Annotated in this window: 10 protein-coding genes; 6 read left to right on the top strand and 4 right to left on the bottom strand. The window is 65.4% G+C overall.

The window, feature by feature from the left end; genetic code table 11:
• The first annotated feature begins 2 nt into the window (after positions 1-2).
• On the top strand, positions 3-2,774 hold the full coding sequence (locus ASC89_RS10060) for a bifunctional [glutamine synthetase] adenylyltransferase/[glutamine synthetase]-adenylyl-L-tyrosine phosphorylase (RefSeq protein WP_055997268.1): 2,772 nt from the start codon (positions 3-5) through the stop codon (positions 2,772-2,774).
• A 3-nt stretch (positions 2,775-2,777) separates the two neighbouring features.
• Here ASC89_RS10060 and ASC89_RS10065 read toward each other — a convergent pair whose 3' ends face one another.
• Together ASC89_RS10065 and ASC89_RS10070 are read right to left on the bottom strand one after the other, a co-directional pair.
• The gene (locus tag ASC89_RS10065; RefSeq protein ID WP_055997271.1) at positions 2,778-3,506 is read right to left on the bottom strand and encodes a CPBP family intramembrane glutamic endopeptidase; all 729 of its coding nucleotides are present in this window, start codon (positions 3,504-3,506) and stop codon (positions 2,778-2,780) included.
• A gap of 62 nt (positions 3,507-3,568) precedes the next feature.
• Complete coding sequence (locus tag ASC89_RS10070) at positions 3,569-3,994, bottom strand: VOC family protein (RefSeq protein WP_055997274.1); 426 nt, start codon at positions 3,992-3,994, stop codon at positions 3,569-3,571.
• Positions 3,995-4,069: 75 nt separating this feature from the next.
• On the opposite strand from ASC89_RS10070, the gene ASC89_RS10075 reads away from it, so the two are divergent.
• Positions 4,070-4,762: a YafY family protein gene (locus ASC89_RS10075; RefSeq protein WP_055997277.1), complete on the top strand. Its 693-nt coding sequence runs from the start codon at positions 4,070-4,072 to the stop codon at positions 4,760-4,762.
• Between the two features lie 69 nt (positions 4,763-4,831).
• On the opposite strand, the gene ASC89_RS10080 is transcribed toward ASC89_RS10075, so the two are convergent.
• A complete protein-coding gene (locus ASC89_RS10080) occupies positions 4,832-6,088 on the bottom strand; it encodes a HAMP domain-containing sensor histidine kinase (RefSeq protein ID WP_055879708.1) in 1,257 nt (418 codons plus the stop codon).
• 179 nt (positions 6,089-6,267) lie between these two features.
• Complete coding sequence (gene pepN / locus ASC89_RS10085; RefSeq protein WP_055997280.1) at positions 6,268-8,907, bottom strand: aminopeptidase N; 2,640 nt, start codon at positions 8,905-8,907, stop codon at positions 6,268-6,270.
• A 323-nt stretch (positions 8,908-9,230) separates the two neighbouring features.
• On the opposite strand from pepN, the gene ASC89_RS10090 reads away from it, so the two are divergent.
• From ASC89_RS10090 to ASC89_RS10105, 4 genes are all read left to right on the top strand, one after another.
• Positions 9,231-11,081 carry an ABC transporter ATP-binding protein gene (locus tag ASC89_RS10090; RefSeq protein WP_055879959.1) on the top strand — a complete coding sequence of 617 codons (1,851 nt, stop codon included), beginning with the start codon at positions 9,231-9,233 and terminating at the stop codon, positions 11,079-11,081.
• A gap of 187 nt (positions 11,082-11,268) precedes the next feature.
• On the top strand, positions 11,269-13,137 hold the full coding sequence (locus ASC89_RS10095) for an ABC transporter ATP-binding protein (RefSeq protein ID WP_082528130.1): 1,869 nt from the start codon (positions 11,269-11,271) through the stop codon (positions 13,135-13,137).
• 125 nt (positions 13,138-13,262) lie between these two features.
• Positions 13,263-13,676 (top strand): cupin domain-containing protein, encoded by a 414-nt coding sequence (locus ASC89_RS10100; RefSeq protein WP_055997283.1) that lies wholly within the window; start codon positions 13,263-13,265, stop codon positions 13,674-13,676.
• A gap of 120 nt (positions 13,677-13,796) precedes the next feature.
• Positions 13,797-15,665 (top strand): ABC transporter ATP-binding protein, encoded by a 1,869-nt coding sequence (locus ASC89_RS10105; protein WP_055997284.1) that lies wholly within the window; start codon positions 13,797-13,799, stop codon positions 15,663-15,665.
• Position 15,666 lies beyond the last annotated feature (1 nt).

The following is a 15,666-nucleotide window of genomic DNA, read 5'->3' on the forward strand; positions in this document are numbered from 1 at the left end:
GCATGAAAGTCGCGCTCGAAACCCTTCTCGCTTCAGCCCCTTACCTCCAAAGTCTCGCCGATCGTCACGCCGACTGGTTCGCCGCGGCGCGAAAGCTGTCGCCCGATACGGCGCTGGCGGCGGTGCTCGATCAGGTGGCGAAGGCCGGGCAGGCAGCGTCGACTGAGGACGAGATCGGGCGCGAATTGCGCATTGCCAAGGGGCGTGTCGCGCTGCTGGCGGCGGTGTCGGAAGTCGAGGGGCGCTGGACCACGGCACAATCCACAGCGGCACTCTCCGATCTCGCCGATGCGGCGCTCGACGCCGGGCTCGAGGTGCTGCTGCGGCTTGCCGCGGCGCGTGGGCTGACCGGGGCGACGGCGGCCAATTCGGGGCTGGCGCTGTTCGCGCTCGGCAAGCATGGCGGGCGCGAGCTCAACTATTCGAGCGACATCGACATCGTGGCGTTCTTCGATCCCGACAAGGGGGCAGTGAAGGAGCGCGGTGAGGAGACAAAGTTCTTCACGCGCATCGTGCAGCGGCTGGCGAGCCTGATGCAGGACCGCACCGAGCACGGCTACGTGTTCCGCACCGATCTGCGGCTCCGCCCCGACCCCGGCGCCACCCCGGTGGCGCTGCCGACCGAGGCGGCGCTCGCCTACTACGAGAGCCGCGGGCAGAACTGGGAGCGGGCGGCCTGGATCAAGGCGCGGCCCTGCGCCGGCGACAGGGAGGTGGGGGAACGGTTCCTCAAGGACCTCGCCCCCTATGTGTGGCGGAAGCACCTCGACTTCGCGACCATCGCCGACATCCAGGCGATGAAGCGCCAGATCAATATCACCAAGAATGTCGGCGATGCGCGCGTCGCCGGGCACAACGTCAAGCTCGGCCTGGGCGGCATCCGCGAGATCGAGTTCTTCACCCAGACCCAGCAACTGATCGCCGGCGGGCGCGACCAGGCGCTACGCGTCCGCCCTACGGCACTGGCGCTGAAGGCGCTGGCGGCGGCCAACTGGATTTCGAGGCGGGCGGCCGAGGATCTGACACGGATCTACTGGTTCCTGCGCGGCGTCGAGAACCGGCTGCAGATGCTGCGCGACGAGCAGACCCATGTGATGCCCGAGGCCGAGGCGGATATCGCGGTGATCGGCACACTGATGGGCGAAACCAATCTGCCAGCGTTCGAAACGGCTTATCGGGCGGCGTTGAATCAGGTTGTGGGGTACTATTCCGACCTCTTCGCCGAGGGCGAAAGCCTCGCGGCGGGCGGCGGCAACCTGGTGTTCACCGGCTCGGACGATGACCCCGAGACCATCGAGACGCTGAGCGGCATGGGCTTCAAGGCCCCCTCCAAGGCCATCGAGACGGTGAAGAAGTGGCACTATGGCAGCTACGCTGCGACCCGCGCTGCGGCAGCGCGAGCCCATCTCACCGAGCTCTTGCCAGCTCTGCTCGCGACCATTTCGGGTGCCGGCAATCCCGACGAGGCGCTGGCGCGCTTCGACGACTTCCTCTCCCGTCTGCCCTCCGGCGTGCAGCTCTTCGCGCTCCTCCGCAACCACGAGAACCTCAGGAGCCTGCTCGTCGCGCTGATGGCCTCGGCGCCGCGCATGGCCGACGCGGTGATCCACCGCGCGCATGTGATGGACGGGCTGATCGACCCGGCTTTCGCCGACGACGTGCGGCGACGCGAGACGCTGCTCGGCAAGATCGAGGCGTTCTTCGCCGATGCGCGCGACTACCAGGATGTGATCGACCGGGCCCGCATCATCGGCCAGGAGCAGATGTTCCTGATCGCCGCGGGCTTGCTCGCCGGCTCGATGGACGCGGCGCGGGCCGGGGAGCAGTTCACCACTTTGGCCGAAGCGTTGCTGACCCGGCTGTTCGACGCCGTGCGGCGCGAGTTCGAGAAGCGGCATGGCGTGGTGCCCGGCGCGCGGGTAGCGCTGCTCGCCTTCGGCAAGATGGCGAGCCGCGAAATGACGGCGCGCTCCGACCTCGACTTCATCATGCTCTACGACACCGCCAGCGCCGACGAGTCCGATGGCGAGAAGCCACTGGCGGCTAGCCAATACTATGCGCGGCTGACGCAGCGACTATTGGCGGCGCTGAGCGCCCCGACCTCCGAGGGGGTGCTCTACGAGGCCGACATGCGGCTGCGGCCGTCGGGCAATGCAGGCCCCTTGGCCACCAGCCTTTTGGGCTTCATCCAGTACCACCACGAGAGCGCCTGGACCTGGGAGCACCTGGCGCTGAGCCGGGCCCGCGTCGTCTATGCCGATGGCGAACTGGGCGCCAAGGTCGATGCGACCGTGGCCGAAATCTTGGCCCGACCACGCGACAGGGCAAAGACCATCGACGACGTGCTGACCATGCGCGCCCTGATGAGCAAGGAGCGGCCGCCGCGCCACGCCTTCGACCTGAAGCTCGCGGCGGGCGGGCTGGTCGATCTCGAGTTCATCGCGCAATCGGCACAGCTGGTGGCCGGCGACACGGTAGCGGCACCGCAGGCTACCACCGGCGTGGTGCTGCGCCGCCTGGCCGAAACCGGCTTGGTGCCCGAAGGGCTGCGGCTGGCCGAGATCCTCGAGCTTTACTCCACCGTGCTGCAGGTGATGAGTGCGGCGCTGGCCGACCCGTTCAAGGACGAAGGCTGGACCGAAGCCTTCCGCGAACTGCTGGCGCAGCGCACCAACACCCCGAATTTCGAGCGGCTCGCCGCCGATATCAGCGAGATGGAAGCCGAGGTCAGCGCCGCAGCCGGGGCGTGGTACGCCAAGGCGCGCGGGCTCTAGTCTTCACGCCCCGATCGGCGCGTGACCAATGGCATAGGCGCCGAGGAACAGCGCCCAGTCGTTGATGATATGCGCGCCCGCCGACACCCAGAGGTTGCGCGTGACGAGGTATGAGAGCGTCAGCACGATACGCGCCGTGCCGATGATGCCGAGGCACTGCACGATGTTCCAGCCATAGGTCGGCAGGTGCAGGGCGGAGAACCACAGGGTCGAAACGACGACGGCGATGGCGAGGCCGACGCGCTTCGACAGGCCGAACCGGCTGACGCAGAGCCACAGCACCGCCAGCAGCGGCAGGATGGTGGTCACCTCCTCGCCGATCAGCTGGATGAAGGTGCGGGCGAGGAACAGCACGAGCTCGGCCGGCCCAATCCCGGCGAGCGACGTCACCGCCGGATTCGCCACCATCGGGGTCAGCAGGCCGAGCAGGAAGCCCGCCGTCCCGGAGACGACGATGGTGAGCACTCCAAAACCGAGCGACTGGCCGAACTGCTTGATGCCATAGCGGCCAAACAGCGCCCTCCAATTGGAGCCGGCGACCATTGCGAGAGCGCCGAGCGGGATGGCGACGAAGAGGACCGTGGGGACGAAGTTGAGGGGAGCATCGCGGAGCGGCAGGGCGACCAGGGCCGCGAAGCCGAGAGCCACGGCCAGCAGAATCAGCAGCCAGCCGCGGCCGGAAATCTCGACCGGCCGTCCATCATAGAACGGCAGGTCCGTGTGTTCGCTCATCTCTGCCCCCGGTGCTCTATCGGCCCACTAGGCCATGGAACCCCTGGTGGCGTCGAGGTGGCTCAGGCGGGGGCGTACGCGACTTCCACATCCAGCACCCAGGTGATGCCGAAGCGGTCCCTGAGCATGCCGTAGAGCGGCGACCAGTTGGCCGGGGCGAGCGGCTGCAGGACCGTCGCGCCAGCCGCGAGCTTCTGCCAGTAGGGGGCGACTTCCTCGGCGTTGCTGCCGCGCACCGAGACGAAGACCGGGATTTCGCCCGGGTTCCAGCCGAGGCGCGATGGCACGTCGTAGGCCATGATGCGGAAGCCGCTCTCGGCCTCCACCTGGCCCCACATCACCTGGTCGGCCTCGTCGGGGCTCTGCACCGCGCCGGCGTCCCTGTAGGTGACGACTGCTTGCTGGCCGCCGAACACCGACTGGTAGAAGGCGAGGGCGGCGCGGGCATCGCCGCGGAAGTTGAGGTGGGTGGTGGTCTTGATGGTCATGGCATGGCTCCTGTTTGCTGGCCTGATGCGACCTGCTATAGCCGGGGCCAACTGCCACTTTCTGTCAGTTGGATGATGGCCCGACCCGACCGGCTTTTCCGCCTGCTGCAGGCGATGCGCGTGCTGCCCGCCCCGATCACCGCCGCTCGCCTCGCCGAGGAGACCGAGGTGTCGCTGCGCTCGCTGTATCGCGACATCGACAGCCTGCGCGCTGCGGGGGCGCGCATCGAGGGCGAGCGCGGCTATGGCTACCGGCTGATCGAGGACTATGCGCTGCCGCCGCAGACCTTCGACCGTGATGAGATCGAGGCGCTGGCGCTGGGGCTGGCCGAAGTGAAGCGGATGGGCGATCCCGCGCTGGCGAAGGCCGCAGCCTCGGTGCTGGCCAAGGTTGCGGCGACGCTGCCGGACGATCGCGAGCAGCATCTGTTCCACGCCGTCTCGCAGGTTTACCGACCGGACGCCCGCTTTGCCGCCGGGCTCGATATGGACCTCGTGCGCCAGGCCTGCTGGCGCGAAGAAGCGCTCGCCATCCGCTACACCGACAAGGCCGGCGCAACCTCCGAGCGCACCATCCTGCCGCTGGCCGTCGTCTACACCGAAGGCACGCTCACCGTTCTCGCCTGGTGCTGCCTGCGCGAAGCGTTCCGGATGTTTCGGGCGGATGGGATCAGCCAGCTGCGGCTGGCCGGGACCAGCTTTCGGCCGCGACGCGTGGTGCTGCTGCGGGAGTATCTGGCGGAGCTGCAGGGGAGGAGGACGGGATAGCGGTAATGTCGCCTTGCGGCTTCACCAAGCTCGACATGGGGGGGACGAGCCCGGTGGCTACCGAAGTCCCTAAGCCGCCTTCGCCGCTTCCTCGGCCAACACCGGCAGGCTCACCGCCACCGTGGTGCCGAGGCCCTGCCGGCTGTCGATGGCGAGGTGGCCGCCCGACAGCTCGGCAATGGCGCGGGCGATGGCGATGCCCAGCCCGGCGCCTTCGCGGTCACGGGTGAGGGCGGCGTCGCCGAACACGAACGGCTGTGACAGCGTGGCGAGGCGTTCGGCGGTCATGCCGATGCCGGTATCGGTGATTTCGAGCACCACGCCGTCGCTGCCGGCATAGGCTGCGAGGGTGACCTTGCCGCCGCGCGGGGTGAAGCGCACCGCATTCTCGACCAGGTTCGAGACCATCCGTTCGAGCGCGAAGCGATCGGCGGTGAGTGGGGCTGTGCAGGGGCCGCCGAGGCCGAAGATCACTCCGGCGTGCTGTGCCTGGCCGGCAAAGCGGCGGAACACCCCAACCAGCAATTCGTCGGCAGTGAAGCGGTCGCTCTTCAGCTCACGCCGGCCGCCTTCGAGTTCGGCCAGCTCGAGGATCGAGCCGAAGAAGCCGAGCAGCCGCTCGCCCGAGGTTTTTACCGCTTCGACGTAACCGAGGTAGCGCGGGTCGCCGAGCGACCCATAGGGCTGCTGCCGCATCATGTCGGCAAAGCCGATAATGTGGTTGAGCGGGGTGCGGATGTCGTGGCTGAGATGGGCGAGGAAGCTGGTCTTGGAGCGGCTGGCGGCCTCGGCGCGGAGCTTTTCCTCATGGTAGCGCCGGGCAAGCAGGCGCTGCTCCTCGCGCACCGTGGTCAGCAGCTGATTGGTGCGGCGGCTCTCGGTGACATCCATCAGCAGCGTGACGAAGCCGGAGCCGGCGAGCGGGCGCTCCTCGATGAGGAGGGTCGAGCCGTCCTCGCGATGCAGCTCGAGCAGGCGGTTCTCGAAATCCTCGCGCACCGATTGCATGTAACCGCCCTGCGCCAGGCTCTTCACCACTTCGTGGTAGGCCGCGCCGGCCGCCAGTGCGTCGGGCGCCACGCCCAGGCGCTCGGCGAAGCGGTCGTTGCTGGCGAGGAGCCGCGCATCGGCGCCCCAGCAGGCGACCCCGAACGGCAGCGTGTCGATCAGCGCGGCATAGCCGCTGGCGGTGTCGCGGCCGGTTGCGCGGACGAGCAGCCACTCCAGCGCGCCGATGATGGTGCGGCGCAGCCAGTTGCCGCGCATCAGTCCATCAGGCGCGCGGAATCGCTTCGCCTCGTCGCCGGATTGCTCCGTCGGCCGCATCAAGTTCTCCGTCTATGTGATTGGAGCGACCCAGTGATTTGCCCCTTGGCGGGGACTTTGAATCGGCTTCGCCGTCACTGTCCAGAGGGGTTTCTGAACGGGAAGACGGCGAAGCCAAAATCATGAGTCGGCTGAATCACTTAGCGGGAAAGAAAAATTCTTCTAGCGCTAAGGTTCTGTTAACCAGCCAGCGTCCGCTCGAGGATATCGGCAGTGTTGCGGCTGAGCCCACCCGATTCCTGCAGCGATTTCAGCGCTTTCTCCGCCTCGCCGCGACGTACGGATTCGAAGCTGCGCCATACGCGGAAGGCCGTAAGCACGCGCGCCGCGACCTGCGGGTTGCGTTTGTCGACATCCCCGACGAACTCGGCGAGGAAGCGGAAGCCCGCGCCGTCCTGGCGCGCGAACTGCGTCGGATTGTTCATGCCGAAGGTCGCCATCAACGCCCGCAGCCGGTTCGGGTTGTTCCGTGGGAAATCCGGCGAAGCAAGGATGGCCTTGATGCGCTCGAGCGCCGCGTCGTCGGCGGCGAGCGCATTGAGCGACAGCCACTTGTCGAGCACCAGCGGGTCGGCGGTGTACTGCCGGTAGAAATCCGACAGCAGCGTATCGGCATCGGCGGTCCAAGACTGCACCACCGTCGAAAGCGCCGACAGCCGGTCGGTCATGTTGAGCGCCCGCTGATATTGCTCGCGCGCCAGCTTGTCCGCGCCCTCGGCCTTGCCGAGCACCAGGAGGGCAAGAGCGGTGTTCTTCATCGAACGCCGGCCGGTCTGCTGGAAATCGGGCGAATAGGCGAGACGGCTGTCATTGGTCAGATAGACCTTCTCCAGCGTCGGGGTGAGGCGGGCAACCAGGGCTGTCACCAGCCCGGTACGCACTTCGTGCACGCGGTCGGGGTCGACATCGCTGCCGACCGCCCGGGCGATGGTCTGTTCGTTCGGCAGGTTCAGCGCCAGCGCCTTGTAAGCCGGGTCGAGCTCCTTGGAAGCCAGCGTCTCCTCCAACGCGTCGGCGATGGCGACGACCTGTGCGTCGCTCCATGGCCTGCCGCCGATTGCCTCGAGCATCAGCCGCATCGACACGTCCTGTAGCGCCTGCCAGCGGTTGAACGGATCGGCATCGTGACGGGCTAGGAACAGCTGGTCGGCTTCGCTGGCGCTGCTGCTCAGCTGCACCGGCGCCGAAAAGCCGCGGAACAGCGACGGCACCGGGCGGTTGGGGATGCCGGTAAAGCTGAGGCTGAGCCTGTTGGTATCCATGACGATCAGGTCGTCGCGCACCTCGCCGCCGGACACCGAGGCCCAGCTCATCGGGCTGCCGTTCGGACCGATAAGGCCGAACTTGATCGGCAGCACCATCGGTTGCTTTTCGTCCTGGCCAGGGGTCGGCTTGTTCTCCTGCACGATATCGAGCGTATAGGTCTGCGTCGCCGCATCGAACCGGTCGGTGACGCTGACCTCGGGCGTGCCGGCCTGCAGGTACCACTGCTGGAAGTGCTGCAGGTTCTGGCCAGAAGTGTCCTCGAACACCTTGATGAAGGCCTCGATGGTGGTGGCCTCGCCGTCATGGCGCTCGAAATAGAGGTCCATCCCCTTGCGGAAGCCGGCTTCGCCGAGCAGCGTTGCCAGCATGCGGACGATCTCGGCGCCCTTCTCGTAGACGGTCGCCGTATAGAAGTTGTTGATTTCCTTGTAGCGGTCGGGCCGCGCCGGATGGGCGAGCGGGCCGCCATCCTCGGGAAACTGCGTCTGGCGCAACTGCCGCACGTCGTCGATGCGGTTCACCGGGCGCGAGCGCTCGTCCATCGAGAACTCCTGATCGCGGTAAACCGTCAGGCCCTCCTTGAGGCAGAGCTGGAACCAGTCGCGGCAAGTGATTCTGTCGCCTGTCCAATTGTGGAAATACTCGTGCGCGATGACGCTCTCGATATTGATGTAGTCGGCGTCAGTGGCGCTCTCGGGTTTGGCGAACACCAGCTTGTCGTTGAAGATGTTGAGCCCCTTGTTCTCCATCGCGCCGAAATTGAAATCGGAGACGGCGACGATGTTGAACACGTCGAGATCGTATTCACGGCCGAAGCGGCGCTCGTCCCAGGCCATGGAGCGCTTCAGCGAATCCATGGCGTAGAGGCACTCGCTCTCCTTGCCGTGCGCGCAGTAGATGCCGAGCGCCACCTTGCGCCCCGAGGCGGTGGTGAACTCGTCATGGATCGAGCCGAGATCGCCCGCCACCATGGCGAAGAGGTAGGCCGGCTTCGGAAACGGATCTTCCCACACCGCGAAATGCTTGCCGTCGGGCAGGGCGCCCTTCTCGACCAGGTTACCGTTGGAGAGCAGGATCGGCGCCAGCACCCGGTCGGCGGTCATCCGCACTTTGAACGGCGCCAGCACGTCGGGGCGGTCGAGATAATAGGTGATGCGGCGGAAGCCCTCGGGCTCGCACTGCGTACACCAGGTGCCGCTGGAGCGGTAAAACCCCATCAGCCGGATGTTCTTTTCCGGCTCGACCGCCACTTCGGTCTCGAGCACGAAACGCTTGTTCGGCGGCTGGTGTATGGTGAGGCTGGTGGCAGTCGCCTCGTAGGCGGTGAGCGCCTGCGGCAGCCCGTCGATGGCGACAGTGCGCAGGGTCAGCTCTTCGCCATCCAGCACCAGCGGCGTGCCGGGCGCGGTGTTGGCGCGCGGCACCAGCGTCAGGAGGGCACGGATCACCGAGGTGTCGGGGGCGATCCGGACGTCCAGTTCGACCTTCTCGATGGCGTAGGGGGTCTCGGCATAATCCTTGAGGAAGACCGTCTCTTCGTTCTCGCCGCGCATTAAATTCTCCGCAACATCAACTCGTTAACCAACTGTGGCGCAGGAGCAACAGCCGAATCCCATGGTTAGTGTATTCTGTGCGGCTGACAACCAGCCAATTTGGACACGATCCTTGCCGATTCCGGCGGTAATGGGATTGGCGCCTGGCTGGCCCGCCAGCACGCACCTCCGTCACGCTATTGGCGTGGCGTGTGCGTAATCCAAAATACAGAAGAGGGCAAAGCCCTCGGATGGCAAGAGCCGCTTGACCTCAACCTATGTTGAGGTCGTAGCCGTGCCGCCATCCTGACGATGGGACGAGGGAGACGGCCGTGTTCGACAGAGTGTTCAAGTGGTTCGAGGATCGGCTCAACCCCTATCCGCTCGGTGAGCCGCAGCAGCCGCCCAAGGGGCTGGTGGCGTTCTGCCTGCACTACTGCAAGGGCGCCAAGCGCTGGCTGATCGCGATGGCGGTGCTGGGCGCGTGCATCGCACTGGGCGAGATTCTGCTGTTCAGCTTCATGGGCTCGATCATCGATTGGCTCGGCACGGCGGACCGCGCCACGTTCTTACAGACTGAAGGCTGGAAGCTCATCCTGATGGCGGTGGTCCTGCTCGCCATCCTGCCGTCATTGCAGATCTTCGACACGCTGATCATCCACCAGACGCTGATCGGTAACCTGCCGCAGCGCATCCGCTGGATGGCGCATCGCTACCTGCTGCGCCAGTCGATGAGCTATTTCCAGGACGAGTTCGCCGGCCGCATCGGCGCCAAGCTGATGCAGACCTCGCTGGCCGTGCGCGAAGTGGTGATGAAGCTGCTCGACGTGACGGTGTTCGTGGTCGTCTACTTCGCCGGCGCCGTGGTGCTGGCGGCGATGAGCGACCTGTGGCTGGCCGTGCCGTTCCTGGTGTGGCTCGCCATCTACGTTTCGCTGCTCTGCTACTATGTGCCCAAGCTTGGCAAGGTCGCCGAGGCGCAGGCCGACGCGCGCTCGCTGATGACTGGGCGCATCGTCGACAGCTACACCAATATCGCGACAGTAAAGCTGTTCTCGCATTCGCACCGCGAGGAAGCCTACGCGCACGAGGCCATGGATCAGTTCATGGGCACCGTGCACAAGCAGATGCGGATGTTCGCCCTCTTACAGATCGTCATCCCGCTGATGAACAACCTGCTGCTGTTCGCGGTCATGGCGGTCGGCATCAACCAGTGGCTCAACGGTTCGATGACCCCTGGGGCGATTGCCGTCGCCACGGCGCTGGTACTGCGCTTCCAGGGCATGAGCCAGTGGGTGATGTGGGAGATGTCGCAGCTGTTCGAAAATATCGGCATCGTCCGCGACGGCATCAACTCGATCTCGCTGCCGCGCGTCGTCGCCGATCAGCCCGGCGCCAAGCCGATCGGCCCGGTGAAGGGCGACGTGCGCTTCGACGATGTCGGGTTCCACTACGGCAAGGCGTCCGGCGTCATCGACCATCTCGAGCTCGCCATCAAGCCGGGTGAGAAGATCGGTCTCGTCGGCCGCTCCGGCGCCGGCAAATCGACCATCGTCAACCTGCTGCTGCGCTTCTACGACCGCGAGAGCGGCAGGATCACCATCGACGGCATCGACATCGCCACCGTGCAGCAGGATACGCTGCGCGAGCAGATTGGCGTGGTGACGCAGGATACCTCGCTCCTGCATCGCTCGGTGCGCGAGAACATCCTCTATGGCCGTCCCGACGCGACCGAGGCGGAGATGCTTGCCGCCGCCCGCCTCGCCGAAGCCGACGTGTTCATCGACGGGCTGGTCGATTTCAAGGGCCGCAAGGGCTACGACGCCCATGTCGGCGAGCGTGGCGTGAAGCTCTCGGGCGGCCAGCGGCAGCGCATCGCCATCGCCCGGGTGCTGCTCAAGAACGCGCCGATCCTGGTGCTCGACGAAGCCACCTCGGCCCTCGACAGCGAGGTCGAGGCGGCGATCCAGGGCCAGTTGCAGCTCCTGATGCAGAACAAGACGGTGATCGCCATCGCGCACCGGCTCTCGACCATCGCCATGATGGACCGCCTCGTGGTGCTGGAGCAGGGCAAGATCGTCGAGCAGGGCACCCATGCCGAGCTGATCACGCTGGGCGGAGTCTACGCCAAGCTCTGGGCCCGCCAGTCCGGCGGGTTCCTCGAGATGGACGTACAGGAGGAGGCGGCCGAGTAGGCCGCCTCGCAACACATAATTTCAACCACCCCAAGGAGGGGACAAATGGAAACTCGCAATCAACCCGGATTCATCGACCTCAGCGCGGGCCCCAACGCCAGCCGGTCCAAAGTGAAGCGAAAACAATCCGTTAGAGCCCTGACCTGACTCGGATAGTCAGTTACCGGGCTCGGAAAATGAGTTCAAAATGCTCAACCGAGTCATTGCCTGGTTCGATGCCCGCTACTCTCCGGTAGCGCTGGCCAAGGACACCCAGCCCCCGATGGGGGTTACCAAGTTCACCATGTATTTCGTCAACCAGTTCCGCGGCGCGTTCCTGCTCCGCATGGTGCTGGTGGCCATCGGCTCGATTGCCGATGCGATGATGCCGGTCTTCGTCGGCGTCGTCGTCGGCCTGCTCGCCACGACCCCGCCGGGGCAGATGTTCGAGCTGCACTGGCAGACCTTCCTCTGGATGATCCTGGTGATCGCCGTGATCCGGCCGATCACCTTCCTGCTCGATACGCTGGTGCGTAACCACGCGATCGTGCCCAACCTCGTCGACATTGTCCGCTGGCAGAGCCATTGGCACGTCATCCGGCAGACCTGGAGCTATTTCCAGAACGACTTCGCCGGGCGCATCGCCAACAAGATCATGCAGGCCGGGGAATCGATCGAAACCTCGGTCAACATGACCATCGATGCCGTCTGGTACGCCGGCATCTTCGTCATCGTGGCGGTGGTCGTGCTGGCCCGGCTCGATTGGGTGCTACTGGTGCCGATTGCCGTCTGGCTGGTGCTCTACGGCATCCTGTTCACCATCGTCATGCCGCTGATCGCCAAGCATTCCGAGGATCTCTCGGAGGCCAAGTCCGTGATGACCGGCCGCGTCGTCGACAGCTACACCAACATCCACACGCTGAAGACGTTCTCGACCGACGGTCACGAGGATGCCTATGTGGCGGACTCGGTGAACGAGCACGCGGTGGAGTTCCGCAAACTCATGCGGGTGTTCACCTACATGTGGTCGACGCTGTTCCTGCTCAACGCCGGCCTCGTGATCTCGATCGCCTGGATCGCGCTCAGCAGCTGGAACGCCGGAACGCTGAACGCCGCCGCAGTGGCGACGGCCATTCCGTTCGCGTTGCAGATCATGAACATGAGTGGCTGGATCCTCGATGTCGGCTCCAACATCTTCCGTCAGATCGGCACCACGCGGGATTCGATGATCACCATCGCCCAGCCGATCACCATGCTCGACAAGCCTGAGGCCAAGCACCTGGTGGTGAAGGAAGGCGGCATCGCCTTCGACAACGTCACCTTCAACTACTGGCGCGGCAAGGAAGGCACTGTGATGGAGGGGTTCAACCTCACCATCAAGCCGGGCGAGAAGGTGGGTCTGGTCGGTCGTTCCGGCGCCGGCAAGTCGACGCTGGTCAACCTGATGCTGCGTCTGTTCGACGTGGAGTCCGGTTCGATCCGCATCGATGGGCAGGACGTTCGCGACGTCACGCAGGAAAGCGTGCGCGCCGCGATTGGCCTGGTCAGCCAGGACACCTCGCTGCTGCACCGTTCGGTGCGCGAGAACATCAAGTACGGCCGCCAGACCGCGACCGACGAGGAGATGATCCGCGCTGCCGAGCACGCCAAGGTGGCCGACGTGATTGCCGGGCTGATGGACCCCAAGGAACGACGGGGCTACGACGCCCATGTCGGCGAACGGGGCGTCAAGCTCTCGGGTGGGCAGCGCCAGCGCGTCGCCATTGCCCGGGTGCTGCTGAAGAACGCCCCGATCCTGGTGCTCGACGAGGCGACCTCGGCGCTCGACAGCGAGGTCGAGGCGGCGATCCAGGAACAGCTGGTGTCGCTGATGCAGGGAAAGACCGTTATCGCCATCGCCCACCGCCTCTCGACCATCGCCGCGATGGACCGGCTGGTGGTGCTCGAAAAGGGGCAGATCGTCGAAGAGGGCACCCATGCCGAGCTGCTCGCCGGCGGTGGGCACTATGCCCAGCTCTGGGAGCGCCAGTCCGGCGGGTTCCTCGACATGAAAGCCGAGGCAGAAGCCGCGGAGTAAATAAGGGGCGGCGGACACCAATCCGCCGCCCTTGCTCTTCCCTTGGGAATATCGTTACTACCGGTATCAATATCGGAACTGTCTTGTCTGCGGCAATGATGCAAGCCGCCAACAGGGAGTAGTCGATGAGCGCTACCGATGAGGGTCGAGCGTCTATTGTTAAGGGGCAGAAGAGCGAAGCTGCTGTGCAAGGCTCGGTATATGCTGCCGGCGTCAGCGCAGAGACCGTCGGAGCGAGATCTCTGTTCCTGGGCGTCGTGACACTGCCGCCCGGCAAACGCACGAAGGCTCACGTGCATGAGTTCCACGAAACGGCGATGTACATGCTGTCCGGCGAGGCGGTGGACATGTACTCGGGTCCCAATCTCGAACACCATGAGCAGCTCAACATTGGCGACTACGTCTATATCCCCGCCAACGTTCTGCATGTCGCCGTCAATCGCAGCTCGACGCCCGCCGTTTTCGTCGGATCCCGCAACGAGGCGACCGTGAACGAGAGCGTGGTCCTGTTCCCCGAGATGGATGGAGTCGTTCCCTAGGCCCGTCCTTCACGATGGCGGCAATTTTCGTTCACGCGAAAACCCTCGAGAACACCCTTTCCGCGATTTCACGTTCCCTTCGTTAGGACTCAAGCTATTGAGTGTTCAACGAGAACACCCATGAAGCTCCTCGAGCCCATTCACCGCTTCTTCGAGCGCTGGACTGACCCATTCGGGAAGTCCGGCGATCTGCAGCCGCCGGCGGTGACCTGGCGGTTTTTCTGGTTCTACATCTCGCAGGCGAAGCTGGCATTCGCCTCTCTGCTGGTGCTCGGCGGGGCGGTGGCGCTGGTCGAGGCGGCGCTGTTCTACTATGTCGGCCGCATCGTCGACATTCTCGATAGCTCCAGCCAGGCCGAGGGCTGGGCCGGGCTGATCGCCGGGTTCGGGCCGGAGCTGGTCTGGATGCTGGTGGTGACGCTGGGCGTGCGCTTCATCATCACCTGGCTGTCGGCCACGGTGGAAGAGCAGACCGTCAACCTCGGCTTCTACAACCTGGTGCGCTGGCAGGCCTACGCCCATGTGATCCGGCAGAACCTCACCTTCTTCCAGAACGATTTCGCCGGCTCGATCGCCAGCAAGGTCTGGCAGTCCGGCGGCGCAGTGGGCGACTTCATGGTCAGCCTGCTGCAGGTGGTGTGGTTCATCGGCATCTACACCGTGACGACGGTGGTGCTGGTCGGCCAGCTCGACTGGCGGCTGGCGGCGGCAGTGCTGCTGTGGGTCGCGGCCTTTGCCGCGTTGGCGCGCTACTACGTGCCGCGCATGCGAAAATACTCGGCCGCCGCCGCAGAGCAGGCCTCGGTGCTAACCGGGCGCATCGTCGACAGCTTCTCCAACATCCAGACGCTGAAACTGTTCGGCACGGCCGAGGCGGACGACAAGTTCGTCAAGTCGGGTTTCGAAAGCTTCATCGCCGCCATGACCAGGTTGGCGCGGACGCTGGTCGGCGTGCGCACGGCAATGGGCATGCTGTCCGGCGTGGCGATTGCCGGCATTGCGGCGCTCTCGGTGCACCTGTGGACCGAAGGGCTGGTGAGCGTCGGCGGCGTCGCCTTCACCACCGGGCTGGTGCTGCGGCTCTATAACCTCCTCGGCCGGCTGATGAACCAGCTCAACGGCCTGATGCGCAACTATGGCACCGCGCAGAACTCGGCCGAACTGATCGCCCGGCCGCTCGGACTGGTCGATGCGCCGGATGCCAAGCCGCTGCTGGTGACGGAAGCCGCGATCAGCTTCAACCATGTCAGCTTCAAGTACGACAATGCCCTGCCGGTGATCGACAACCTGGAGCTTCACATCAAGGCGGGCGAGCGCGTCGGGCTGATCGGCCGCTCAGGGGCGGGCAAGTCGACCATCGTCAACCTGCTGCTGCGCTTTTACGACGTGCAGGGCGGCACCATCACGATCGACGGTCAGGATATCGCGAACGTCACCCAGGAGTCGCTGCGCGCCAATATCGGCGTGGTGACGCAGGATACCTCGCTGCTGCACCGCTCGATCCGCGCCAACCTGACCTATGGCCGGCCCGATGCCACCGACGACGAGATGTTCGCCGCGGCGGCTTCGGCCGAGGCCGACGATTTCATCGAACAGCTGATCGACCAGAAGGGCCGCACCGCCTACGACGCCTTTGTCGGCGAGCGCGGCGTCAAGCTCTCGGGCGGCCAGCGCCAGCGCGTCGCCATTGCCCGCGTGCTGTTGAAGAACGCCCCGATCCTGGTGCTCGACGAAGCCACCTCGGCGCTCGACAGCGAGGTGGAGGCAGCGATCCAGGGCCAGCTGAAGACGCTGATGCAGGGCAAGACCGTGCTCGCCATCGCCCACCGGCTCTCCACCATTGCCGAGATGGACCGGCTGATCGTGCTCGAAGCGGGGCGGATCGTCGAACAGGGCACCCATGCCGAGTTGCTGGCGGCCGGCGGCCACTATGCGACGCTCTGGGCCCGCCAGTCAGGCGGCTTCCTTGATTTGAGGGCGGCGGAGTAGG

Origin of the sequence: Devosia sp. Root413D1 (assembly GCF_001425235.1) — a bacterium.
In the GTDB taxonomy this organism is placed as follows: Bacteria; Pseudomonadota; Alphaproteobacteria; order Rhizobiales; family Devosiaceae; genus Devosia_A.

What these genes read in the sequence shown, in the direction of transcription:
- ASC89_RS10060 (WP_055997268.1), top strand. Translation starts at nt 3, where the DNA reads ATGAAAGTCGCGCTCGAAACCCTTCTCGCTTCAGCCCCTTACCTCCAA.
- ASC89_RS10065 (WP_055997271.1), bottom strand. Translation starts at nt 3,506, where the DNA reads ATGAGCGAACACACGGACCTGCCGTTCTATGATGGACGGCCGGTCGAG.
- ASC89_RS10070 (WP_055997274.1), bottom strand. Translation starts at nt 3,994, where the DNA reads ATGACCATCAAGACCACCACCCACCTCAACTTCCGCGGCGATGCCCGC.
- ASC89_RS10075 (WP_055997277.1), top strand. Translation starts at nt 4,070, where the DNA reads ATGGCCCGACCCGACCGGCTTTTCCGCCTGCTGCAGGCGATGCGCGTG.
- ASC89_RS10080 (WP_055879708.1), bottom strand. Translation starts at nt 6,088, where the DNA reads ATGCGGCCGACGGAGCAATCCGGCGACGAGGCGAAGCGATTCCGCGCG.
- pepN (WP_055997280.1), bottom strand. Translation starts at nt 8,907, where the DNA reads ATGCGCGGCGAGAACGAAGAGACGGTCTTCCTCAAGGATTATGCCGAG.
- ASC89_RS10095 (WP_082528130.1), top strand. Translation starts at nt 11,269, where the DNA reads ATGCTCAACCGAGTCATTGCCTGGTTCGATGCCCGCTACTCTCCGGTA.
- ASC89_RS10100 (WP_055997283.1), top strand. Translation starts at nt 13,263, where the DNA reads ATGAGCGCTACCGATGAGGGTCGAGCGTCTATTGTTAAGGGGCAGAAG.
- ASC89_RS10105 (WP_055997284.1), top strand. Translation starts at nt 13,797, where the DNA reads ATGAAGCTCCTCGAGCCCATTCACCGCTTCTTCGAGCGCTGGACTGAC.